Source organism: Streptomyces sp. CB02058, assembly GCF_001905505.1.
GTDB lineage: Bacteria > Actinomycetota > Actinomycetes > Streptomycetales > Streptomycetaceae > Streptomyces.
Window position 1 is genome coordinate 514,635 of record NZ_LIPG01000002.1, and the last position, 23,469, is coordinate 538,103.

A 23,469-nucleotide genomic window follows, 5' to 3' on the forward strand; every position below is an offset into this window, starting at 1 on the left:
CGAAGGGGAAGCACCTCGTGGCACGCATCGGTGATGGCGGCGACCTGCTCAAGTGCTCGTTCTGCGGAAAGAGCCAGAAGCAGGTGAAGAAGCTCATCGCGGGACCCGGTGTGTACATCTGCGACGAGTGCATCGATCTCTGCAACGAGATCATCGAGGAGGAGCTCGCCGAGACCTCCGAGGTGCGGTGGGAGGAGCTCCCCAAGCCGCGCGAGATCTACGAGTTCCTCGAGGGGTACGTCGTCGGGCAGGAGCCCGCGAAGAAGGCCCTCTCGGTCGCTGTGTACAACCACTACAAGCGGGTCCAGGCCGGGGAGAACGGCGGCGGCAATCGTGACGACGCGATCGAGCTCGCCAAGTCCAACATCCTGCTGCTGGGCCCCACGGGCTCCGGCAAGACGCTCCTCGCGCAGACGCTGGCCCGCATGCTCAACGTCCCGTTCGCCATCGCCGACGCGACGGCGCTGACGGAGGCCGGCTATGTCGGCGAGGACGTCGAGAACATCCTGCTGAAGCTGATCCAGGCCGCGGACTACGACGTCAAGAAGGCCGAGACCGGGATCATCTACATCGACGAGATCGACAAGGTCGCCCGCAAGAGCGAGAACCCGTCGATCACGCGCGACGTCTCCGGCGAGGGCGTGCAGCAGGCCCTGCTGAAGATCCTGGAGGGCACCACCGCCTCCGTGCCGCCGCAGGGCGGACGGAAGCACCCGCACCAGGAGTTCATCCAGATCGACACGACGAACGTCCTGTTCATCGTGGGCGGCGCCTTCTCCGGTCTGGAGAAGATCATCGAGTCGCGGGCCGGCGCCAAGGGCATCGGCTTCGGCGCCACGATCCGCTCCAAGCTGGAGATCCAGGCGAGCGACCAGTTCCAGGAGGTCATGCCGGAGGACCTGGTGAAGTTCGGGATGATCCCGGAGTTCATCGGCCGTCTCCCCGTGCTGACCTCGGTCCACAACCTGGACCGCGAGGCGCTGCTCCAGATCCTCGTCGAGCCGCGCAACGCGCTGGTGAAGCAGTACCAGCGCCTGTTCGAACTCGACGGTGTGGAGCTGGACTTCGAGCGCGAGGCGCTGGAGGCCATCGCCGACCAGGCGATCCTGCGCCAGACGGGCGCGCGCGGTCTGCGCGCCATCATGGAAGAAGTGCTCCAGTCAGTGATGTACGAGGTGCCGTCCCGCAAGGACGTGGCGCGCGTCGTCATCACCCCGGACGTCGTCCGCGACAACGTCAACCCGACGCTGGTCCCGCGCGAGCCGCGCACGATCGGCAAGAACGACGGCGGCGGACGCCACGAGAAGTCCGCGTAGCGGCAGCCGCGACGAGACACGCGAAGGGGCGCCCGGCCACCGGCCGGGCGCCCCTTTCGGCGTGTGAGGCTCAGACCTTGGTGCGCGAGGTGTTGTAGAGCTTCGCCGCGAGGACCGAGACCTCGTCCTGCGTCATCGACTTGTTGGTCAGGGCCGCGCCGATGTCGAGGCCGATCACCGCGCCGACCGTGCTGTAGTCGGCCCAGATGCAGACAGGCATGATCATTTCCTTGGGGCCGCCCGCCGCGGTGCCGTCGGCCTTGTCGTTGACCACCTTCATGTCCTGGCACTTCATCAGCGCACCCTCGAAGCCCGCGGGGGTGACGTCCTTGGGGCTGCCGACCAGGGAGGTCTGGCCCCCGTCCTCGTCCTCGGCCATTCCGGCCTTGGCCTGCGCGAACATGCCGTCGAGGGCCTTGGACGGGTCGCTGACCTCGCCCCAATTGCCGTAGAGCATGAGCATCTTGGTCGTGAGCGGGTTCTTCTCCAGGTCGCCGCTCGCGTACTGGGCCTCGGCCTTCTGGGGGTTCTTGATCCCCAGGGCCTCGGCCTCCGCCTTCTCCTTGCTCGTCGGAGTGGCCGAGGACGTCTTGCTCTTGTCCTGCTTGTAGGTGTCCACCGACGCCGCCGGCGTGATCTTGTACCCCTTGGTGGAGTCCGCGACGTCGCTGTTGCCGGAGCCGCCCGAGGTGAGGAAGTAGACGCCGCCCGCGACCACCGCGAGCGCCACGACGACCGCGCCGATGATCAGCCCGGTCTTCTTCTTCGGCGCACCCTGCGGCGGCATGCCGGGGTACGCCTGCTGGCCGCCGTACGGGGGAGTGGGCGGCTGCTGGCCGTACGGGCCGGGCTGCTGTCCCTGCTGCGGGTAGCCGTAGCCCTGCGGGGGCTGCTGCTGCGGCGGGACGCCCTGAGGGGCCTGCTGCGGGTAGCCGTAGCCGGGCTGGCCGCCCTGGGGCGGCTGCTGGCCGTAGGGGTTGGGCTGCTGGCCGTACGGGCCCGGCTGCTGGCCGTACGGTCCGGGCTGGCCCTGCGGCTGCTGGCCGCCGTACGGGCCCGGCTGGTTGTAACTCATGGCGCTGTCCCCTCCGAATGCTTATGCGTTCCGAACATCCTGGCGGAAGCGGCGCTCACTTAGGGAATCCGGGCGGACACCGTTACTGAACAAACCGGTTTCAGTGCACGACTGTGACGCCCCTAAACTGTGTGCCGTGACCGAGAACGCAGCGCAGCAGCCAGCCAGCACCCCCGAACTGCCGACCCAGTACGCGCCGGCCGAGGTAGAGGGGAAGCTGTACGAGCGCTGGGTAGAGCGCGGTTACTTCACGGCGGACCCGGAGAGCGAGAAGCCCCCGTACACGATCGTCATCCCGCCGCCCAACGTCACCGGTTCCCTCCACCTGGGCCATGCCTTCCAGCACACGCTCATGGACGCCCTCACCCGCCGCAAGCGGATGCAGGGGTACGAGGCGCTGTGGCTGCCCGGCATGGACCACGCCGGCATCGCCACCCAGAACAAGGTCGAGCAGCAGCTCGGCGAGGAGGGCAAGTCCCGCCACGACCTGGGGCGCGAGGAGTTCGTCGAGCGCGTCTGGCAGTGGAAGGAAGAGTACGGCGGCAAGATCCTCGGCCAGATGCGCCGCCTGGGCGACGGCGTCGACTGGTCCCGTGAGCGCTTCACCATGGACGAGGGCCTCTCCGCCGCCGTCCAGACCGTCTTCAAGAAGATGTACGACGACGAGCTGATCTACCGCGCCGAGCGCATCATCAACTGGTGCCCGCGCTGTCTGACGGCCATCTCGGACATCGAGGTCGACTACCAGGACGACGACGGCGAGCTCGTCTCCATCACCTACGGCGAGGGCGAGGAGACGCTGGTCGTCGCCACGACCCGCGCCGAGACGATGCTGGGTGACACCGCGGTCGCCGTCCACCCGGACGACGCGCGCTACACCCACCTCATCGGCAAGCGGATCAAGCTGCCGCTCACCGACCGCACGATCCCGGTCGTCGCCGACCACCACGTCGACCCGGAGTTCGGCACGGGCGCCGTCAAGGTGACCCCGGCCCACGACCCGAACGACTTCGCGATCGGCCAGCGCCACGGCCTGGAGTCGATGACCGTCATGGACGAGCGCGGTGTCATCACCGTCGCCGGCCCGTTCGAGGGCCTCGACCGCTTCGAGGCCCGGTCCGCGATCGTCGGCGCGCTGCGCGGACAGGGCCGGATCGTGGCCGAGAAGCGTCCGTACGTCCACTCGGTGGGCCACTGCTCCCGCTGCCGCACGACCGTCGAGCCCCGGCTGTCGCTCCAGTGGTGGGTCAAGGTCGAGACCCTCGCCAAGGCCGCCGGTGACGCGGTCCGCGACGGCCGGGTCGCGATCCACCCCAAGGAGATGGAGAAGCGGTACTTCGACTGGGTCGACAACCTCAACGACTGGTGCATCTCGCGCCAGCTCTGGTGGGGCCACCGCATCCCCGTCTGGTACGGCCCCGAGGGCGAGGTCGTCTGCGTCGGCCCCGACGAGCAGCCGCCCACCGGTGAGGGCTGGACCCAGGACAACGACGTCCTGGACACCTGGTTCTCGTCCGGCCTCTGGCCGTTCTCCACGCTCGGCTGGCCCGAGGAGACCCCGGACCTCAAGAAGTTCTATCCGACCGACGTCCTGCTCACCGGCCACGACATCATCTTCTTCTGGGTCGCCCGGATGATGATGTTCGGCCTGTACGTCATGGACGGCGAGGCGCCGTTCAAGACCATCGCGCTCACCGGCCTGGTCCGTGACGAGCGCGGCAAGAAGATGTCGAAGTCCTTCGGCAACGTCGTCGACCCGCTGGACTGGATGGACACGTACGGCTCCGACGCCGTCCGCTTCACCCTCGCCAAGGGCGCCAACCCCGGCACCGACGTCCCGATCGGCGAGGACTGGGTCCAGGCCTCGCGCAACTTCGCCAACAAGATCTGGAACGCGACCCGCTTCGCGATGATGAACGGCGCGACGGTGGAGGGGGAGCTCCCGCCCGTCGAGCAGCTCTCGGCCACCGACCGCTGGATCCTGTCCCGGCTGAACCAGACCGTCGCCGACGCCGACGCGTTCTACGAGGACTTCCAGTTCGCCAAGCTCAGCGACGCCCTCTACCACTTCGCGTGGGACGAGGTCTTCGACTGGTACGTCGAGCTGTCGAAGACCACGTTCTTCGCTGGCGGCGAGCAGGCGCGGGTGTCCGCCCGGGTCCTCGGCGAGGTCCTGGACGTCACGCTCCGGCTGCTGCACCCGATCGTCCCGTTCGTGACCGAGCAGCTCTGGACGACCCTCACCGGTCAGGAGTCCGTCGTCGTCGCCGACTGGCCCAAGGACAGCGGCTTCCGTGACGAGGCGGCCGAGAAGGAGATCGAGCTCGTCCAGCAGGTCGTCACCGAGGTCCGCCGCTTCCGCTCCGACCAGGGCCTCCAGCCCGGCCAGAAGGTCCCGGCCGAGCTGACCGTCACCGGCACGGTGCTCGCCCCGCACGAGGCGGCCATCCGCCAGCTGCTGCGGCTCCAGCCCGCGGAGGAGGGGTTCCACGCGACGGCCACCCTCCCGGTCGCCGGAGCCACCGTCGCGCTCGACCTGTCCGGCACGATCGACGTCGAGGCCGAGCGCAAGCGCCTGACGAAGGACCTGGGCGCCGCCGAGAAGGAGAAGGCCCAGGCCAACGGGAAGCTCGGCAACGAGGCCTTCCTGGCCAAGGCGCCGGACAACGTGGTCGACAAGATCCGTGGCCGGCTCGCCAAGGCGGAGACCGACATCGAGCGGATCACCGCCCAGCTGGCGAATCTGCCGCAGGGCTGATGACGTAGAGCCGGAGCCCCCGCGCCCCCGACCGACCGGGAGCGCGGGGGCTTCGCCGTGCCCGGGGGGCCCGGCCCCGGGCGCTGCGCACGATGCCGGTGCCCATCCGTAGACTGGCCCTGTGAGTGAGCCCCGCCCTTCAGACCGGCACGACGCGTCAGATCCCGACGACACCTTCGCGGAGATCGTCGACGAAGAGACCCAGCGCGACCCCGACCTGGCGGTGATCGAGGCCGGGAGCCGGACGCTGCGCACCCAGTCGGGACCGCCCCAGGGTGAGGCGGTCCCCGACCGCCCCGCCGACCCGGAGACCGACCGCGCGCTGCGCGCCGTGGAGCAGGAGCTCGCCGGCCGCTGGGGCGAGACCAAGCTCGAACCCTCGGTGACCCGTATCGCGGCCCTGATGGACGTGCTGGGCGAGCCCCAGCGCGCCTACCCCTCGATCCACATCACGGGGACGAACGGCAAGACGAGCACGGCCCGCATGATCGAGGCCCTGCTCGGCGCCTTCGAGCTGCGCACCGGCCGCTACACCTCCCCGCACGTCCAGTCGATCACCGAGCGGATCAGCCTCGACGGCGCCCCGATCGATCCCGAGCGCTTCATCGAGACGTACAACGACATCAAGCCGTACGTCGAGATGGTCGACACCCAGCAGCCCTACCGGCTCTCGTTCTTCGAGGTGCTCACGGGCATGGCGTACGCGGCCTTCGCCGACGCGCCGGTGGACGTCGCGGTCGTCGAGGTCGGCATGGGCGGCACCTGGGACGCGACGAACGTCATCGACGCGTCGGTCGCCGTCGTCACCCCCATCTCGCTGGACCACACCGACCGCCTCGGCACCACCCCGGCCGAGATCGCGGGCGAGAAGGCCGGCATCGTCAAGCAGGACGCGACGGTGATCCTGGCCCAGCAGCCGGTCGACGCCGCGCAGGTGATGCTGAAGAAGGCCGTCGAGGTCGACGCCACGGTGGCCCGCGAGGGCATGGAGTTCGGTGTCGTCTCCCGTGAGATCGCGGTCGGCGGCCAGCTGCTGACGCTGCGCGGGGTCGGCGGCGAGTACGACAACATCTTCCTGCCGCTCTACGGCGCGCACCAGGCGCACAACGCGGCGGTGGCCCTCGCCGCCGTCGAGGCGTTCTTCGGCATCGGCGCGGAGCAGGCCCGCAGCCTCGACGTGGAAGCGGTCCGCAAGGCCTTCCTCTCGGTGCTTTCGCCGGGCCGGCTGGAGGTCGTGCGGTCCAGCCCGACCGTCGTCCTGGACGCGGCGCACAACCCGGCCGGAGCCCTCGCCACCGCCGAGGGGATCTCGGAGGCGTTCAGCTTCTCCCGGCTGATCGGGGTCGTCGGCGCGAGCGACGGCAAGGACGTCCGGGGACTCCTGGAAGCCTTCGAGCCGATCTTCGCCGAGATCGTCGTCACGCAGAACTCCAGCCCGCGCGCGATGGACGCCGACGCGCTCGCCGCCGTCGCCGTCGAGGTCTTCGGCAACGAGCGCGTCCAGGTCGAGCCACGCCTGGACGACGCGCTGGAGGCGGCCATCACCCTCGCGGAGGAGGAGGCCGAGTACGCGGGCGCCGGAGTCCTGGTGACCGGATCCGTGATCACGGTCGGCGAGGCCCGGCTGCTTCTGGGAAGGCGCTGACCTGTGCGTACGCTCTGTGCATCGACGCTCATCAGTGAGTTCTTCGTCATCGGCTTCGCCGGGCTCGTCGCGATGAAGTCCGACGACCTGTCCATGGGCACGGTCTGGACGGTCTGCGGCATCGGCATGCTGCTGTCCGTCCTGCTCTGCGGAATGATCACCCGTCCGGGCGGCATCCAGCTCGGCTGGGCGCTTCAGATCCTGCTCGTGCTGAGCGGCTTCTTCGTTCCCATGATGTTCATCCTGGGCGTGCTCTTCGTCGTCCTGTGGTGGGCGTCGGTGCACTACGGCCGCAAGATCGACGAGGCCAAGGCGCGGTGGGCGGCGCAGGCCGAGGCACAGGAGAGCGCAGAGGCTCCGGCCCAAGGATGACGCAGAGTGAGCCCGGCCGTATGGCCGTCGGCGTATCCCTGTAATCTCGCCCCCACCCGCACCGAAAGCCCGCAAGGAGCCGCACATGACTCAGCGCACCCTCGTCCTTCTCAAGCCCGACGCCGTCCGGCGTGGGCTGATCGGCGAGATCGTCGGCCGCATCGAGCGCAAGGCCGGCTGGACGATCACCGCGCTGGAGCTGCGCACGCTCGACCAGGAGACCCTGGAGCAGCACTACGGCGAGCACAAGGGCCGTCCGTTCTACGAGCCCCTCGTCGAATTCATGGCATCCGGCCCCGTCGTCGCTCTTGTGGCCGAAGGCGAGCGAGTCATCGAGGGCGTCCGCGCCCTGGCGGGTCCGACCGACCCGATCGCCGCCGCGCCCGGCTCGATCCGTGGTGACTTCGGCACCATCACCCGGGAGAACCTCATCCACGCCTCGGACTCCGAGGAGTCCGCAGAGCGAGAACTGAAGCTTTTCTTTCCCGGACTTTCCTGACTTCGGCTCGGCCAATCAGCGCTCATGACCTGGGGCGACCGAAGTAATTCGGTCGCCCTTCGGCATAGGGTCACGTATCGCGGGAACGCATCCCTCCGACGTAACGTCACCATGGGTGGAACGGGCAGCCGTTCCGCTCGCCATGGCGAAGGACCCTCGCGCTGTGTCCGTGCTCACGGCACTACGATGGAAGCTTCCACGCCCGCAGCGCCAACCCTCGCCTACTCAAAACAAGCCATTCTTCGCTTCTTGGGAAGGCCCGACGCATCCTCATGGGGAACAAGGGGAACTCAATGTCGTTCATCGGCCGTGACATGGCTATCGACCTCGGGACTGCCAACACGCTGGTGTACGTCAGGGGGCGCGGCATCGTTCTGAACGAGCCGTCCGTCGTGGCCATCAACACCAACACCGGCGGCATCCTGGCGGTCGGCGCCGAGGCAAAGAAAATGATCGGCCGCACGCCCGGCAACATCGTTGCCGTGCGGCCGCTGAAGGACGGCGTGATCGCCGACTTCGAGATCACGGAGCGCATGCTCCGCTACTTCATCCTCAAGATCCACAAGCGGCGCTACCTCGCCCGCCCCCGGGTCGTCGTCTGTGTGCCCTCCGGCATCACAGGGGTCGAGCGACGCGCCGTCATCGAGGCGTCGACGCAGGCGGGCGCGCGTCAGGTGCACATCATCGAGGAGCCCATGGCAGCGGCCATCGGCTCCGGTCTGCCGGTCCACGAGGCCACCGGGAACATGGTCGTCGACATCGGTGGCGGCACCACCGAGGTCGCCGTGATCTCGCTCGGCGGAATCGTCACTGCCCAGTCCATCCGGGTCGCCGGCGACGAGCTGGACAACGCGATCATCCAGCACATCAAGAAGGAGTACTCCCTCCTCCTCGGTGAGCGCACCGCCGAACAGATCAAGATCACGATCGGCTCGGCGTTCGAGATGGAGAAGGACGAGCACACCGAGATCCGCGGACGCGACCTGGTCTCGGGCCTGCCCAAGACCGTCGTCATCTCCGCGACCGAGGTCCGCAAGGCCATCGAGGAACCGGTCAACGCGATCGTCGACGCCGTGAAGACGACGCTCGACAAGTGCCCGCCGGAGCTCTCCGGCGACGTCATGGACCGGGGCATCGTCCTCACCGGCGGCGGCGCGCTCCTTCGCGGGCTCGACGAGCGGCTGCGCCACGAGACGGGCATGCCGATCCACATCGCCGAGGACCCGCTGGACTCGGTGGCGCTCGGATCCGGCAAGTGCGTCGAGGAGTTCGAGGCGCTCCAGCAGGTGCTGGACGCCCAGCCCCGACGGTAGAACACGACGTTCCGCCGTACGGGCGCTGCCGCCCCGTGCGGCGGAACGTTGGTATACAGGCACGAACATTCCGACGAGGAAGGCACGGCCGCCGCACGTGAGGGACACACGAGAGAGCCGGCTGCTCCTGGTGCTGCTGATCGCCATCGCATTCGCCCTGATCACGGTCGATATCCGCGGTGGCGAGGAGTCACCGGTGGACGGAGCCCGGCAGGCCGCCGCCACGGTCTTCGGACCGGTCGAGAACGGCGTCGCGGCCGCGGTGGACCCGGTGGGCAACGCCATCGGCGCCGTACGGGACTCCGGTGACCGGCACGACCGGATCGCGGCCCTGGAGCACGAGAACGCCGAGCTGAAGACCAAGCTCGGCAGCGACGACCGCAACACCAGCAAGGTCAAGCAGCTCGACACCATGCTGAAGAGCGCCGGGGCCGGCCAGTACGGCATCAAGGCGGCCCAGGTCATCGCCATAGGAGCGGCCCAGGGCTTCTCCTGGACCATCACCATCGACGCGGGGGCGAACGACGGCCTCAAGCGCGACATGACCGTACTGAACGGCGAGGGGCTCGTCGGACGGGTCACCACCGTCGGCCCGAACACCGCGACCGTCCTGCTGGCCAACGACCCGGACTTCACCGTCGGCACCCGGCTGGAGAAGACCGACGAGCTCGGCTTCGCCACCGGGCAGGGGTCCCGGCCGCTCTCGGTCCAGTTCCTCAACGGCAAGGCCGACGTGAAGAAGGGCGACCGGCTGGTCACCTTCGGGTCCAGCAAGGACAAGCCCTTCGTCCCGGGCGTGCCCGTCGGCGAGGTGGTCCGCGTCGACCCGTCGGGCGGCGACCTGACCCGTACGGTCTACGTCCGCCCGTTCGTCGGCTTCACCAAGCTCGACATCGTGGGCATCGTCGTCCAGGCACCCCGCGAGAACCCCCGCGACATGGTCCTGCCGGCGCAGCCCAAGAAGCCGGAGAAGCCCAAGCCCACCCCGACCGTCACGGTCACCGTCCAGCCGAACGGCGACCTCGTCGACGGCAGCGGGAAGGTCGTCGGGAACATCAACGAGAAGCCCGGCGCCTCCGCGTCCCCCGGCGCCTCCCCCGAAGCCTCGGGCAACGCCGACACGGCCGCAGGTGACGCGGCGAACGAGCAGGAATAGAGCTGATCCCCATGCGCTTGAACAGGACTCTGCTCTCCGTCGCCCTGGTCGTGGTCGCCCTCGTGATCCAGGTCTCCGTCCTCGCCCGCCTCCAGCTCCCCGGGGCCACCCCCGACCTGCTGCTCCTCGTCGTCCTCGGACTCGCCTTCGTGTACGGGCCCGTCAGCGGCACCGTCATCGGCTTCGGCGCGGGTCTGCTCGCCGACCTGGCACCGCCCGCCGACCACGCCGCCGGGCGCTACGCCCTGGTCCTCTGCGTCATCGGCTACCTCGCCGGAATGGCGCGCCCCGAGAACGGCCAGCTGAAGTCGGCCTTCACCCCGATGGCCTTCGTCGTCGTCGCGGCGATCGGATCGACCCTGCTGTACGCCGGAGTCGGCTCCCTCGTCGGCGACACGGCCGCCCGCCATGTGGGCCTCGGCAGCCTGCTGTTCACCGCCGTGGTCTACGACCTGCTGCTGGCGCCGTTCACCGTTCCGCTGATCATGGCGCTCGCCAGACGTACCGAGAACGACCCGGTGGCCGACAGCTCCGGCAGCGGCGACGTCGCCGCCGGCTGGCTGGCGTCCGGCACCGGGCTGCGGATCGGGAGCCAGCGTGGCGGGATGCGCCTGAGGGCCGCCCGCAGCCGCGCCGCGCGCGCGGGAAGGATCAAGGGGGTCAAGCGACTGTGAGGCAGTACCGGCACCGGACGAGCACCGGGGGAGACCCCCGTGACCCCGGCCGAACCACCACCACCGGGGGCGCTCCGTGAGCAATATTCCGGAGACCGGAAGGACCCAGCGGGTTCAGATCCGTCTCGTCGTCATCCAGGTCCTCGTCTTCTCCCTCCTCCTGACGCTCGGCGGGCGGCTCTGGTACCTCCAGATCCGCAACGGGCAGGAGTACACCGACGAGGCGAAGAACAACCATGTCCAGCAGGTCGTGCAGCCCGCCGTCCGGGGCTCGATCCTCGACGCGCGCGGTGTGCCGCTCGCCGACAACGAGACCCGGCTGGTCGTCTCCGCGAGCCGCACCGAGCTGATGAAGATGAAGGACGACGGGGTCGCGGTCCTCACCCGGCTCGCCGACGTCCTCGACATGAAGCCCAAGGAAGTCACGGACAAGGTCCGGCTCTGCGACGCCAAGACCCCCCAGCCCTGCTGGAACGGCTCGCCCTACCAGCCGATCCCCGTCACCGACGAGGCCACCACGCAGCAGGCGCTGACCATCCGTGAGCGCGCCGAGGACTTCCCCGGCATCACGGCCGAACCCACCGCCGTACGCCGCTACGCCGCACCCGGCAAGGCCAACACCGCGCAGGTCCTCGGCTACCTCTCGCCGGTCACCGACGAGGAGGTGACCAAGGCCCAGGACAGCGACTCGCCCTACCTCCGCTCCGACCAGGTCGGCCGCTCCGGCCTGGAGCGCACCTACGACAAGGAGCTCCGGGGCAAGGCCGGGGTCACCCGCTACGAGGTCGACAACCTCGGCCGGGTCATCGGCCAGGCGCAGAACGACGAGGCGGAGCCCGGGGCCAGCGTCGTCACCTCCATCGACGCCCGGGTCCAGGCCGTCGCCGAGTACGAGCTGAACAAGGCGATGGAGACGGCCCGCAAGGAGATGGACCGCAACACCAACGAGCTGTACAAGGCGGACTCGGGCGCCGTCGTCGTCATGGAGGCCAAGACCGGCCGCATCGTGTCGATGGCGTCCCTGCCGACGTACGACCCCAACGCCTGGATCGGCGGCATCTCCGCCAAGGACTACGCGAAGCTCACCGGGAAGAAGTCCAACTTCCCGCTGCTGAACCGGGCCATCCAGGGCACCGCGGCCCCCGGCTCGATCTTCAAGGTCATCTCGTCGACCGCCGCGGTCAACGCCGGATACGACTTCGACGGCAACTACCCCTGCCCGAGCTCGTACTCCATCGGCGGCCAGGTCTTCAAGAACTTCGAGTCCCAGGGCTACGGAAGCATCAACCTCGGGCGCGCCCTGGAGGTCTCCTGCGACACGGTCTACTACGGCCTGGCGCACAAGGAGTGGGCCAAGGACGGCGGCAACAGCCCGAAGAAGAACCCGGCGGACTGGTTCTACAAGACCGCCCACCAGTTCGGCCTCGGCAAGGAGACCGGCATCGACCTCCCCAACGAGGTCTCCGGCCGCGTCCCGGACCGCCAGTGGAAGCAGGACTTCTACGACGCCAACAAGGCCTCCTGGTGCAAGCAGGGCAAGAAGGACGGCACGTACGTCGAGAAGATCGCGTACGAGGGCTGCATCGAGGGCAACAAGATGCGCGCCGGTGACTCCGTCAACTACTCGATCGGCCAGGGTGACACGCTCGTCACGCCGATCCAGATGGCGACGATCTACGCGGCGATCTCCAACGGCGGTACCCTGTACGACCCCACCGTCGGCAAGGCGATCGTCAGCGGCGACGGCAGGACCGTCCAGGAGATCGCGCCCCAGGCCCACGGCAAGCTCCCCTTCAAGGGAGACACGCGCGACAAGATAGACGATGCCCTCGCGGGAGTCGCGACCCGGGGAAGCGCCGCCTGGCGATTCGGCGGATGGCCCCAGGACAAGATCCCGATGCACGCCAAGACGGGCACGGCCGAGGTCTACGGCAAGCAGACGACCTCATGGTTCGCCACGTACACCAAGGAGTACTCGATCGTCATGACGATCTCCCAGGGTGGTACGGGTTCCGGCGCCTCCGGCCCCGCCGTGCGCAACATCTACAACGCGCTCTACGGGCTCGACTCCAGCGGCAAGCAGGACCTGAAGAAGGCGTTGCTGCCCAAGCCCCAGAAGGCCCTGCCCACGATCAAGCCCGACGGCCAGATCGTGTCGCCCAAGATCAAGCCGTACGTCCCCGAGCCGCCCGCCGAGGACGGCACGCAGGCACTCGCGGGGGCTCTGCCCGGCACGCTGGGGAGGCGGGACTGATGGCGGGCTTCTCCGTCTCGCGCTACGCCCCCGAGCGCTCCACCTGGGCCAAGCTCACCGCCCGCGACTCCGTCGTGCGTCGGCTGGACTGGCCGCTGCTCGGATCGGCGCTCGCGCTGTCCTTCGTCGGCTCGCTCCTGGTCTGGTCGGCGACCCGCGGCCGCGATTCGCTGACCCACGGCGACCCGTACTACTTCCTGTTCCGGCACGCGCTCAACACCGGCATCGGCTTCGCGCTGATGATCGGCACGATCTGGCTCGGGCACCGCACCCTGCGGGGAGCGGTCCCGGTCCTCTACGGGCTGTCGGTCCTGCTCGTCCTCGCGGTCCTCACCCCGCTCGGCGCCACGGTCAACGGGGCGCACGCCTGGATTCTGCTCCCCGGCGGCTTCTCCCTCCAGCCCTCCGAGTTCACCAAGATCACGATCATCCTCGGCATGGCGATGCTGCTCGCCGCCCGCGTCGACGCGGGCGACCAGCTGCACCCCGACCACCGGACCGTGGCCAAGGCGCTCGGCCTGGCGATCATCCCGATGGGTGTCGTCATGCTGATGCCCGACCTCGGCTCCGTCATGGTCATGGCCGTCATCGTCCTCGGGGTGCTCCTCGCCTCCGGCGCGTCCAACCGCTGGATCTTCGGACTCCTCGGGGCGGGCACGGCGGGCGCCCTGGCCGTCTGGCAGCTCGGCGTCCTCGACGACTACCAGATCGCCCGCTTCGCGGCCTTCGCCAACCCGGCGCTCGACCCGGCCGGCGTCGGCTACAACACCAACCAGGCCCGTATCGCCATCGGCTCCGGCGGACTCACCGGCACCGGGCTCTTCAACGGCTCCCAGACGACCGGCCAGTTCGTCCCCGAGCAGCAGACCGACTTCGTCTTCACCGTCGCGGGGGAGGAGCTCGGCTTCCTGGGTGCCGGACTGATCATCGTCCTGCTCGGCGTCGTCCTGTGGCGCGCCTGCCGGATCGCCCGCGAGACGACCGAGCTCTACGGGACGGTCGTGGCCGCCGGCATCATCGCCTGGTTCGCCTTCCAGTCCTTCGAGAACATCGGGATGACCCTCGGGATCATGCCGGTGGCGGGGCTCCCGCTGCCGTTCGTGTCGTACGGAGGATCGTCGATGTTCGCCGTCTGGGTGGCGATCGGGCTCCTCCAGTCGATCCGGGTGCAACGGCCGATAACTGCCTGAGCGGTTCGCCCCCCTGCATGTTCGCGCCCATCGCGGATAGATTCGTCCTATGGCGGACTCGAAGCGCGAGGTCGAACGGAAGTACGAAGCGACTCCCGAAACCCGGCTGCCGGATCTGACCCGTGCGGCCGGGGTCTCGGCCGTGGTCCACCGGGGCGTCACCGAACTCGACGCCGTCTACTACGACACCGAGGACCTCCGGCTCGCCGCCGCCTCCCTCACGCTGCGCCGCAGGACGGGCGGGGAGGACGCCGGCTGGCACCTCAAGGTCCCCGTCTCCGCCGATGTCCGCGACGAGATCAGGGCACCGCTCAGCGACGCCCTGCCCTCCGGACTCACCGCGCTGCTCCGCTCCCGCGTGCGGAACACCCCCGTCGTCCCCGTCGTCCGCATCCTCTCCGCGCGGGACGTCCACCACCTCCTCGACGAGCACGGCGGCCTCCTCGCCGAGCTCAGCGTCGACGAGGTGCTCGCCGAGCGCCTCACCGAAGAGGGCCACGGCACCACCTCGGCCTGGACCGAACTGGAGGTCGAGCTGGCCGACGACGGCGACCCCGCGCTCCTGGACGCCGTCGAGCGACGCCTGCGCAAGGCCGGTGTCCGGCCGTCGGCCGCACCGTCCAAGCTGGCCAGGGCGCTGGAGGAGACGGCACCGGGGAAGCACCGCAAGCCCCGGGGGACGGCCTCCCCGCGCAGCGCCGGCGACCATGTGCTCGCCTACGTACGCGCCCAGGCCGAGGCCGTCGTCGAGCTCGACCCGGCCGTCCGCCGCGACCTGCCCGACAGCGTGCACAGCATGCGGGTCGCCACCCGCCGGCTGCGCAGCGCCCTCCGGACGTACCGCTCGGTCCTCGACCGGACCGTCACCGACCCGCTCCGCGAGGAGCTGAAATGGCTCGCGGGGGAGCTGGGTGTCGACCGGGACCAGGAAGTCCTCGACGAACGGCTCCGCTCCCGCGTCGCCGGGCTGCCCGGCACCCTCGTCCTCGGGCCGGTGGCCGCCCGGCTGAAGCTCACCTTCGTCGCCCGGCGCGGCGGCGCGCGGCGCCAGGTGGCCGCCGTGCTCGACGGCGACCGCTACCTCGCCCTGCTGGACTCCCTGGACGCCCTGCTGGCCGACCCGCCGCTGCGCCCCGCCGCGAGCCGGGCGCCCGGGGACACGCTGCCCCGCGCCGTCCTCAAGGAGTACGACCGCCTCGCCACCCGCATGGCCGGTGCCCTGGAGCAGCCGCCGGGCGAGGAGCGCGACGTGGCGATGCACGAGGCGCGCAAGGCCGCCAAGCGCGTGCGCTACGCCGCGGAGGCCGCGAAGCCCGCCCTGGGCAAGCCCGCCAAGAAGTTCGCCCGGAGGATGAAGTCCGTGCAGACGGTCCTCGGCGACCACCAGGACAGCGTCGTCGCCCGGGACGCCCTGCGCACCCTGGCCGTCCAGGCCCACGGGGCCGGGGAGTCCGCCTTCACCTGGGGACTGCTGTACGGCCGGGAGGAGGCCGCGGCGGCGGCACGGGAGCGCGAACTGCCCGGGACCTGGGCGCGGGCGGCGGACCCCCGGCTCCGGGCGGCGTTGAAAGGCTGAGCACCGGGTTACGCTTGATGGTCACCCCTGCCAGCTACGAAGGTCCACAGATGTCTGCCGAGTCGGTCTTCCCGCAGCTCGAAGCTCTGCTCCCGCATGTGCAGAAGCCCATCCAGTACGTCGGCGGTGAGCTGAACTCCACCGTCAAACCGTGGGACGAATGCGACGTCCGCTGGGCACTCATGTACCCCGACGCCTATGAGGTCGGACTGCCCAATCAGGGCGTCATGATCCTCTACGAGGTGCTGAACGAGCGCGAGGGCGTCCTCGCCGAGCGCACGTACAGCGTGTGGCCGGACCTCGAGGAGCTGATGCGCGAGCACAAGGTGCCGCAGTTCACCGTGGACAGCCACCGTCCCGTCGGTGCCTTCGACGTGTTCGGCCTGAGCTTCTCCACCGAGCTCGGCTACACCAACATGCTCACCGCCCTGGACCTCGCGGGCATCCCGCTGGAGTCCAAGGACCGCACCGTCGATCACCCGATCGTGCTGGCGGGCGGCCACGCGGCGTTCAACCCCGAGCCGATCGCGGACTTCATCGACTGCGCGGTCATCGGCGACGGCGAGCAGGCCGTCCTGGAGATCACGGAGATCATCCGGGCCTGGAAGGCCGAGGGCCGCCCCGGCGGGCGCGAGGAGGTGCTGTTCCGGCTCGCGAAGACCGGTGGCGTCTACGTCCCCGGCTTCTACGACGTCGAGTACCTCCCCGACGGCCGCATCGGCCGCGTCGTGCCGAACAAGTCCGGTGTGCCGTGGCGTGTGTCCAAGCACACCGTCATGGACCTCGACGAGTGGCCGTACCCGAAGCAGCCGCTCGTCCCCCTCGCCGAGACCGTCCACGAGCGGATGTCCGTCGAGATCTTCCGCGGCTGCACCCGCGGCTGCCGTTTCTGCCAGGCCGGCATGATCACGCGCCCCGTGCGGGAGCGAAGCATCACCGGCATCGGCGAGATGGTCGAGAAGGGCCTCAAGGCCACCGGCTTCGAGGAGGTCGGCCTCCTCTCGCTCTCCTCCGCGGACCACACCGAGATCGGTGAGATCGCCAAGGGCCTCGCCGACCGGTACACCGACGACAAGATCGGTCTCTCGCTGCCCTCCACCCGCGTCGACGCCTTCAACGTCGACCTGGCCAACGAGCTGACCCGCAACGGCCGCAGGTCCGGTCTCACCTTCGCCCCCGAGGGCGGCTCCGAGCGCATGCGCAAGGTCATCAACAAGATGGTCTCGGAGGAGGACCTGATCCGCACGGTCGCCACCGCGTACGGCAACGGCTGGCGCCAGGTGAAGCTGTACTTCATGTGCGGCCTGCCCACCGAGACGGACGACGACGTCCTCCAGATCGGGGACATGGCGGTCAACGTCATCGCCAAGGGCCGCGAGGTCTCCGGGCAGAACGACATCCGCTGCACCGTCTCCATCGGCGGCTTCGTGCCCAAGCCGCACACCCCGTTCCAGTGGGCCCCGCAGCTCAGCGCCGAGGACACCGACGCCCGGCTGAAGAAGCTCCGGGACAAGATCCGCGACGACAAGAAGTACGGCCGCTCCATCGGCTTCCGCTACCACGACGGCAAGCCCGGCATCGTCGAGGGCCTGCTCTCGCGGGGCGACCGCCGCGTCGGCTCCGTCATCCGCGCGGTGTACGAGTCGGGGGGCCGCTTCGACGGCTGGCGTGAGCACTTCAGCTACGACCTGTGGATGCGGAGCGCCGAGAAGACGCTCCCCGGCTTCGGCGTCGACGTCGACTGGTACACCACCCGCGAGCGGACGTACGAGGAGGTCCTGCCCTGGGACCACCTGGACTCCGGTCTCGACAAGGACTGGCTCTGGGAGGACTGGCAGGACTCGCTCGACGAGACCGAGGTCGAGGACTGCCGCTGGACCCCCTGCTTCGACTGCGGCGTCTGCCCGCAGATGGACACCAGCATCCAGATCGGCCCGACCGGCAAGAAGCTCCTGCCGCTCACGGTCGTGAAGTAGGCCCCTGGGGTGACAGCCCCGTGACGGACGCCCGGCCCGGGAACCCCGGGCCGGGCGTCCGTGTCCTGTCCGGCATGGGACGCGCCGCCCGCGGCGCGCTGTCAGCGGGCCGGGAGACCCTGCGCACGGCGCGCCGGGACGCGTGGCGCGCGCAGGCCGGACCGCCCCAGGTCACGGACTCGCGGGAACTCGGAGGGTCCGCTGCGCGTACCCTGGGTAGGACAACGACTGTCCCCAGCGCGGCGCCCGCATCAGAGATCTCCCTGCCTGCCGACGAAAACGTCAGGCGGGGGTGAGCCGGAGCGGCACCCCGGGGCACCCCGTATTTCGTGGGCGGCACGCCACCGCGGCCGCCCCGCACCGAGGAGAAGAACCACTGGGCAAGCGACAGCCCGAAGGCCCGCCGCCCGCACCGGCGGTGCAGCGCATCCGACTGCGCTACACCAAGCGGGGCCGCCTCCGGTTCACCAGTCACAGAGACTTCCAGCGTGCCTTCGAGCGGGCGCTGCGCCGCTCCGAGGTGCCCATGGCCTACTCGGCCGGATTCACCCCGCACCCCAAGGTGTCGTACGCCAACGCCGCCCCCACGGGCACGGGCAGCGAGGCCGAGTTCCTGGAGATCGCCCTCACCGAGGCGCGGGATCCGGACATCCTGCGCAGGCTGCTCGACGAGTCGATGCCCGACGGGCTCGACGTCATCGACGCGGTGGAGGCCCGTACCTCCGGCCTCGCCGACCGGCTGACCGCTTCCGTATGGGAGATGCGGCTCGACGGCGTCGCCGTGCGGGACGCGGAGAAGGCCGTGGCCGCCTTCCTGGCAGCCGAGACCGTCGAGGTCCAGCGCCGCGCGAAGAACGGCATGCGCAGCTTCGACGCCCGCGCGGCCGTGGCCGACCTGCAGGCTCTTGATCCACAGCCTGATAGGTCCGGGGACGGGCCCTGTGCGATACTGCGGCTGGTAGTGCGGCACGTGACACCTGCCGTGCGACCCGACGACGTCCTGTCCGGTCTCCGAGCTGTGGCCGACCTAACGCCGCCGGTCCCCGCAGCGGTGACCAGGCTGGCGCAGGGGCTCTTCGACGAGGAGTCCGGCACGGTGACCGACCCGCTCGCGCCCGACCGCGAGGCTGCCCCGGCCGTTTCCACGGCCGATCCGGCCGCCGCCGCGACGGCGCCGGAAGGTGCAGGTTCCGCGTAAGGCGGTCGTTGTAGCGCAGCCCTCGGACTCGGGAGCCACCTGGGTCGGGCCGCGCACCGCCCCATAAGACTTTCGCCAGGCCGTGCGCAGTGCGTACGGAACCGGCGAGCCAGACATCAGCTCCCGTGCGGCGCCCGCGCCCCGGACGGCGGTATCGCGCACATCACGCGAATCGCGCCGGACCGGATTCAGGCGTGGCGCCCGGGAGCGCGACGGGAGAACCGCCCGCATGCACGAGCCGAACGAACCCGGTACGACCGGGAACACCGAAGAGAACAACGCCCCCGGGGACAAGCTGCCGCCGCGCCGCAGGCGCCGCGCCGCCTCCCGCCCCGCGGGACCGCCGTCGGGCGCGCCGGGCGCGTCCGCCGCCGAGGACGTGGCGCCGGCCGTACAGGCCGCTGCCGACGAAACCCCCGAGCCCGCCGAGGCCGCGCCCCCGCGTGCCCGCCGCCGTGCGGTCCGCAAGGCCACCGCTCCGGCCGGAGCCCCGCAGACCGCCGAGGTCGTGGAGCCGGTGGCCGAGACCCCGGCCGCCGAGCCGGTCACCGCCCCCGAGCCCGCCGAGGCCGCGCCTCCGCGTGCCCGCCGCCGTGCGGTCCGCAAGGCCACCGCTCCGGCCGGGGCCCCGCAGACCGCCGAGGTCGTGGAGCCGGTCGTCGAGACCGCCCCCGTGGAGGAAGAGGCCGAGGAGGCCGAGGAGACCGTCGAGGCGCCCGTCGTCGAGGCGCCCCGCGGCCGCCGCCGCGCCACCCGTAAGGCGACCGCTCCGGCGGGCGCCCCGCAGACCGCCGAGGCCGTCGCGGCCGTCGCGGAGGAGACCCCCGAAGCCGAGCCGGTGAAGGCCGCCGAGCCCGCCGCACCCGTGGCCGAGCCCGAGCCCGCCGCGGCCCCGCGTGGCCGCACCAGGCGCCGCGCGTCGGCCCCGGCCGGTGCGCCGCAGGCCGCCCAGGGCACCGAGACCCAGGCCGAGACCGTGGCCGAGCCGGTCGCCGGGACCGCCCGGGCCGAGGAGCCCGCCGTCGCTGAGGAGGCCCCCGCCGCCGAGGCCCCCCGCGGACGCCGCAGGGCGTCCCGCAAGGCGAGCGCCCCGGCCGGTTCGCCGCAGCCCGTCGAGGAGGTCGCCGAGGCGGCCGCCGAGAAGGCCGAGAGCCTCCCCGCCGCCGTCGCCGAGGAACTGGCCACCGAGACCGAGCAGGTCGAGGAAGCCGCGCCGCGAGGCCGTCAGCGCCGCCGGGCCACCGCCGCCGCGGGCCGACCCGAGTTCACCGGCAAGGCCGAGGAACCGGCCCGCAAGGGCCGCCGCGCGACGCGTCCCGCCGTCGCCGTCTTCCAGGCCCCGGTCTTCGCCGAGCCGATGTTCCAGACCCCGGAGACCGCTGCCGCCGCCGCGGCCGCGGCAGGTTCCGTCTCGCCGTACGACGAGAGCGACGACGTCGAGGAGCGGAAGACCTCGGACCGGGCGCCGCGCAAGGCCGAGGCCGGCCAGGCCCCCGAGGCCGCCGCACCCGCCGAGGCGGCCGAGGCCGCACCGCAGGGCGGCTCCCGCCGCCGTCGGCGCCGTCGTGGCGAGGCCGTCGAGACCGAGCCGGCCGCGACCCCGGTCACGCTCCCGGCCGAGCAGCCCGCCGCCTCCACCGCCGTCGACGACGAGCACGAGGCCGAGCAGGAGACCGAGGCCGAGCACGAGGGCGACGAGTCGGACGAGTACGGCGACCGCCCCTCGCGCCGCCGCCGTCGTGGTGGCCGTCGCCGCCGTCGTGGCGAGGCCAACGAGGCGGACGACGCCGAGCAGAGCGACGACGCCGCGGCGGACCGCTCCGAGGACGAGCAGCAGGCCCGGGAGGAAGAGGAGGACGACGAGCACGAGTCCTCCGCCGGCTCCAGCAGCAGCCGTCGCCGCCGTCGCCGTCGCCGTCGCAGCGGGGACGCCTCCGGCGAGGACCACGGCACGGGCTCCGACGACCCGGAGCGTACGGTCGTCAAGGTCCGCGAGCCCCGCAAGAAGGAGGCCGAGCGCGAGCCCGGCACCGGCTTCGACGAGGTCCAGTCCATCAAGGGCTCGACCCGTATGGAGGCCAAGAAGCAGCGCCGCCGCGAGGGCCGGGAGCAGGGCCGCCGCCGTGTCCCGATCATCACCGAGGCCGAGTTCCTGGCCCGCCGCGAGGCCGTCGAGCGCGTCATGGTCGTCCGCCAGAGCGGCGAGCGCACGCAGATCGGCGTCCTCGAGGACAACGTGCTCGTCGAGCACTACGTCAACAAGGAGCAGGCCACCAGCTACGTCGGCAACGTCTACCTGGGCAAGGTGCAGAACGTCCTGCCGTCCATGGAGGCCGCCTTCGTCGACATCGGCAAGGGCCGCAACGCCGTGCTGTACGCGGGCGAGGTCAACTTCGAGGCGCTCGGCATGGCCCACGGGCCCCGCCGCATCGAGACCGCGCTGAAGTCCGGCCAGTCCGTCCTCGTCCAGGTGACGAAGGACCCGATCGGCCACAAGGGCGCCCGCCTGACCAGCCAGGTCTCGCTGCCCGGCCGCTACCTGGTCTACGTGCCCGAGGGCTCGATGACCGGCATCAGCCGCAAGCTGCCCGACACCGAGCGTGCCCGGCTGAAGACCATCCTCAAGAAGATCGTTCCCGAGGACGCGGGCGTCATCGTGCGCACCGCCGCCGAGGGCGCGAGCGAGGACGAGCTGCGCCGTGACGTCGAGCGTCTCCAGCAGCAGTGGGAAGAGATCCAGAAGAAGTCGAAGAACACCAGCAGCTCCAACGCGCCGACGCTGCTCTACGGCGAGCCGGACATGACCGTCCGGGTCGTCCGCGACATCTTCAACGAGGACTTCTCGAAGGTCATCGTCAGCGGTGACGACGCCTGGGAGACCATCCACGGATACGTCTCGCACGTGGCGCCCGACCTGACGGACCGGCTCTCGCGCTGGACCTCCGAGGTCGACGTCTTCGCGACGTACCGCATCGACGAGCAGCTGATGAAGGCGCTGGACCGCAAGGTCTACCTGCCCAGCGGCGGCTCGCTGGTGATCGACAAGACCGAGGCGATGGTCGTCGTCGACGTCAACACCGGCAAGTTCACCGGGCAGGGCGGAAACCTCGAGGAGACCGTCACCAAGAACAACCTGGAGGCGGCCGAGGAGATCGTGCGCCAGCTCCGGCTGCGCGACCTCGGTGGCATCGTCGTCGTCGACTTCATCGACATGGTGCTGGAGTCCAACCGCGACCTGGTGCTGCGCCGGCTGCTGGAGTGCCTGGGACGCGACCGTACGAAGCACCAGGTCGCCGAGGTCACCTCGCTGGGCCTGGTCCAGATGACCCGCAAGCGGGTGGGCCAGGGTCTCCTGGAGTCCTTCTCCGAGACCTGTGTCCACTGCAACGGGCGCGGCGTCATCGTCCACATGGAGCAGCCGACCTCCGCCGGTGGCGGTGGCAAGCGCTCCAAGAAGCGCCGCGGTGGTGCCGGGCACGAGCACGGCCAGGACCACGAGCACGCCGAGCAGCACGAGGCGGAGACCGAGGCCGAGGTCGCGGCGGAGGTCGCCGCACCGGTGGCCCTGCCCGAGCCGGAGTTCGTGGCCGACGAGGAGCTGTACAGCAGCCCCGCCGAGGCCGAGGCGGCGGCGTCGCGCGGCCGTGGCCGCCGGCGTGCCACCCGCAAGGTGACGGCTCCGGCCGGTGCCCCGGTGGCGGAGCCCGCTCCGGCCCCGGTCGTCGAGGAGCCGCAGCCCGAGCCGGTCGCCGAGACCCCGGTGGCGGCTCCGGCCGAGCCCGAGGCCGAGGCCCCCGCGCCCGAGGCCGCACCTCCGGCGCGTGCGCGTCGCAGGGCGACCCGGAAGGCGACCGCTCCGGCGGGCTCGCCCAAGGCGGCCGATGTGACGCCCCCGGTCCAGCCGGCCGAGCCCGCGGCGGAGCCCGTCGCGGTCGAGGACCCGGTCGTCGAGGCCCCCGCGGCCCCGGCTCCCGCTCCGTCCGATGAGACGCCGGCCCCCGCGGCCGAGGAGGAGTCCGCCCCGGCGGCCCCGCCGCGCGCCCGTCGCCGGGTGACCCGCAAGGTCACCGCTCCGGCCGGGTCGCCCGCCGGTGCCGAGGAGGCCGCGGTCGTCGTGGTCGCGGGCACCGAGTCCGACACGCCCGAGGCCCCCGAGGCCGAGGCGTCGGAAACGGAGGCTCCGGTCAAGAAGACGGCAGCGCGCAAGACCGCGAAGAAGGCCACGGCGAAGAAGGCGGCCACCAAGAAGACGGCCGCCAAGACGGTCGCGAAGAAGACCGCCGCGAAGAAGACGACCACGAAGAAGGCGGCCGCGAAGAAGACCGTCGCGGCCGAGCAGTCGTCGCCTTCCGTGACGGCTTCCGCTCCGTCCGCCGATTCGGAGTGAATCGCCGACCGAGCCTTTCGTAACCGGTTGTTCATCGATCCGTGTCCCGCCCCGAAGCCTTCGGGGCGGGACACGTGCTT

General features: G+C 70.7%; 15 protein-coding genes. 14 read left to right on the forward strand and 1 reads right to left on the reverse strand.

Annotation, left to right across the window (positions count from 1 at the left end; all coding sequences use genetic code 11):
• Positions 1-17 precede the first annotated feature (17 nt).
• Positions 18-1,316 (forward strand): ATP-dependent Clp protease ATP-binding subunit ClpX, encoded by a 1,299-nt coding sequence (gene clpX, locus AMK10_RS09480; RefSeq protein WP_073746912.1) that lies wholly within the window; start codon positions 18-20, stop codon positions 1,314-1,316.
• A 70-nt stretch (positions 1,317-1,386) separates the two neighbouring features.
• Here the strand turns inward: clpX and AMK10_RS09485 are convergent, their stop codons facing one another.
• Positions 1,387-2,391, reverse strand: a complete 1,005-nt coding sequence (locus AMK10_RS09485) for a hypothetical protein (RefSeq protein WP_073746914.1) — start codon at positions 2,389-2,391, stop codon at positions 1,387-1,389.
• Positions 2,392-2,527: 136 nt separating this feature from the next.
• Here AMK10_RS09485 and AMK10_RS09490 point away from each other — a divergent pair, with 136 nt between their 5' ends.
• The 13 genes from AMK10_RS09490 (at position 2,528) to AMK10_RS09550 (ending at position 23,389) form a co-directional block, all read left to right on the forward strand.
• A complete protein-coding gene (locus tag AMK10_RS09490; protein WP_073746916.1) occupies positions 2,528-5,149 on the forward strand; it encodes a valine--tRNA ligase in 2,622 nt (873 codons plus the stop codon).
• Positions 5,150-5,270: 121 nt separating this feature from the next.
• On the forward strand, positions 5,271-6,794 hold the full coding sequence (folC, locus tag AMK10_RS09495; protein ID WP_073746918.1) for a bifunctional tetrahydrofolate synthase/dihydrofolate synthase: 1,524 nt from the start codon (positions 5,271-5,273) through the stop codon (positions 6,792-6,794).
• 3 nt (positions 6,795-6,797) lie between these two features.
• The gene (locus tag AMK10_RS09500; protein ID WP_073746920.1) at positions 6,798-7,166 is read left to right on the forward strand and encodes a DUF4233 domain-containing protein; all 369 of its coding nucleotides are present in this window, start codon (positions 6,798-6,800) and stop codon (positions 7,164-7,166) included.
• 85 nt (positions 7,167-7,251) lie between these two features.
• Positions 7,252-7,665, forward strand: a complete 414-nt coding sequence (ndk, locus tag AMK10_RS09505) for a nucleoside-diphosphate kinase (RefSeq protein ID WP_014156293.1) — start codon at positions 7,252-7,254, stop codon at positions 7,663-7,665.
• 293 nt (positions 7,666-7,958) lie between these two features.
• Positions 7,959-8,978, forward strand: coding sequence for a rod shape-determining protein (locus AMK10_RS09510; RefSeq protein WP_073746922.1), 1,020 nt, complete (start codon positions 7,959-7,961; stop codon positions 8,976-8,978).
• 97 nt (positions 8,979-9,075) lie between these two features.
• A complete protein-coding gene (gene mreC / locus AMK10_RS09515; protein WP_073746924.1) occupies positions 9,076-10,134 on the forward strand; it encodes a rod shape-determining protein MreC in 1,059 nt (352 codons plus the stop codon).
• Positions 10,135-10,145: 11 nt separating this feature from the next.
• Entirely contained in the window at positions 10,146-10,808 is a 663-nt protein-coding gene (mreD, locus tag AMK10_RS09520) for a rod shape-determining protein MreD (protein WP_073746926.1), read from the forward strand.
• 76 nt (positions 10,809-10,884) lie between these two features.
• On the forward strand, positions 10,885-13,062 hold the full coding sequence (gene mrdA / locus AMK10_RS09525) for a penicillin-binding protein 2 (RefSeq protein WP_073746928.1): 2,178 nt from the start codon (positions 10,885-10,887) through the stop codon (positions 13,060-13,062).
• Positions 13,062-14,252, forward strand: a complete 1,191-nt coding sequence (gene rodA / locus AMK10_RS09530; protein WP_073746930.1) for a rod shape-determining protein RodA — start codon at positions 13,062-13,064, stop codon at positions 14,250-14,252. The genes mrdA and rodA overlap by 1 nt, the downstream gene beginning before the upstream one ends.
• 49 nt (positions 14,253-14,301) lie before the next feature.
• Positions 14,302-15,828, forward strand: coding sequence for a CYTH and CHAD domain-containing protein (locus AMK10_RS09535; RefSeq protein WP_073746932.1), 1,527 nt, complete (start codon positions 14,302-14,304; stop codon positions 15,826-15,828).
• Between the two features lie 50 nt (positions 15,829-15,878).
• On the forward strand, positions 15,879-17,804 hold the full coding sequence (locus AMK10_RS09540; RefSeq protein WP_073746934.1) for a TIGR03960 family B12-binding radical SAM protein: 1,926 nt from the start codon (positions 15,879-15,881) through the stop codon (positions 17,802-17,804).
• Between the two features lie 418 nt (positions 17,805-18,222).
• Complete coding sequence (locus AMK10_RS09545; RefSeq protein ID WP_073746936.1) at positions 18,223-19,002, forward strand: TIGR03936 family radical SAM-associated protein; 780 nt, start codon at positions 18,223-18,225, stop codon at positions 19,000-19,002.
• Between the two features lie 229 nt (positions 19,003-19,231).
• Complete coding sequence (locus AMK10_RS09550) at positions 19,232-23,389, forward strand: Rne/Rng family ribonuclease (RefSeq protein WP_073746938.1); 4,158 nt, start codon at positions 19,232-19,234, stop codon at positions 23,387-23,389.
• Positions 23,390-23,469 lie beyond the last annotated feature (80 nt).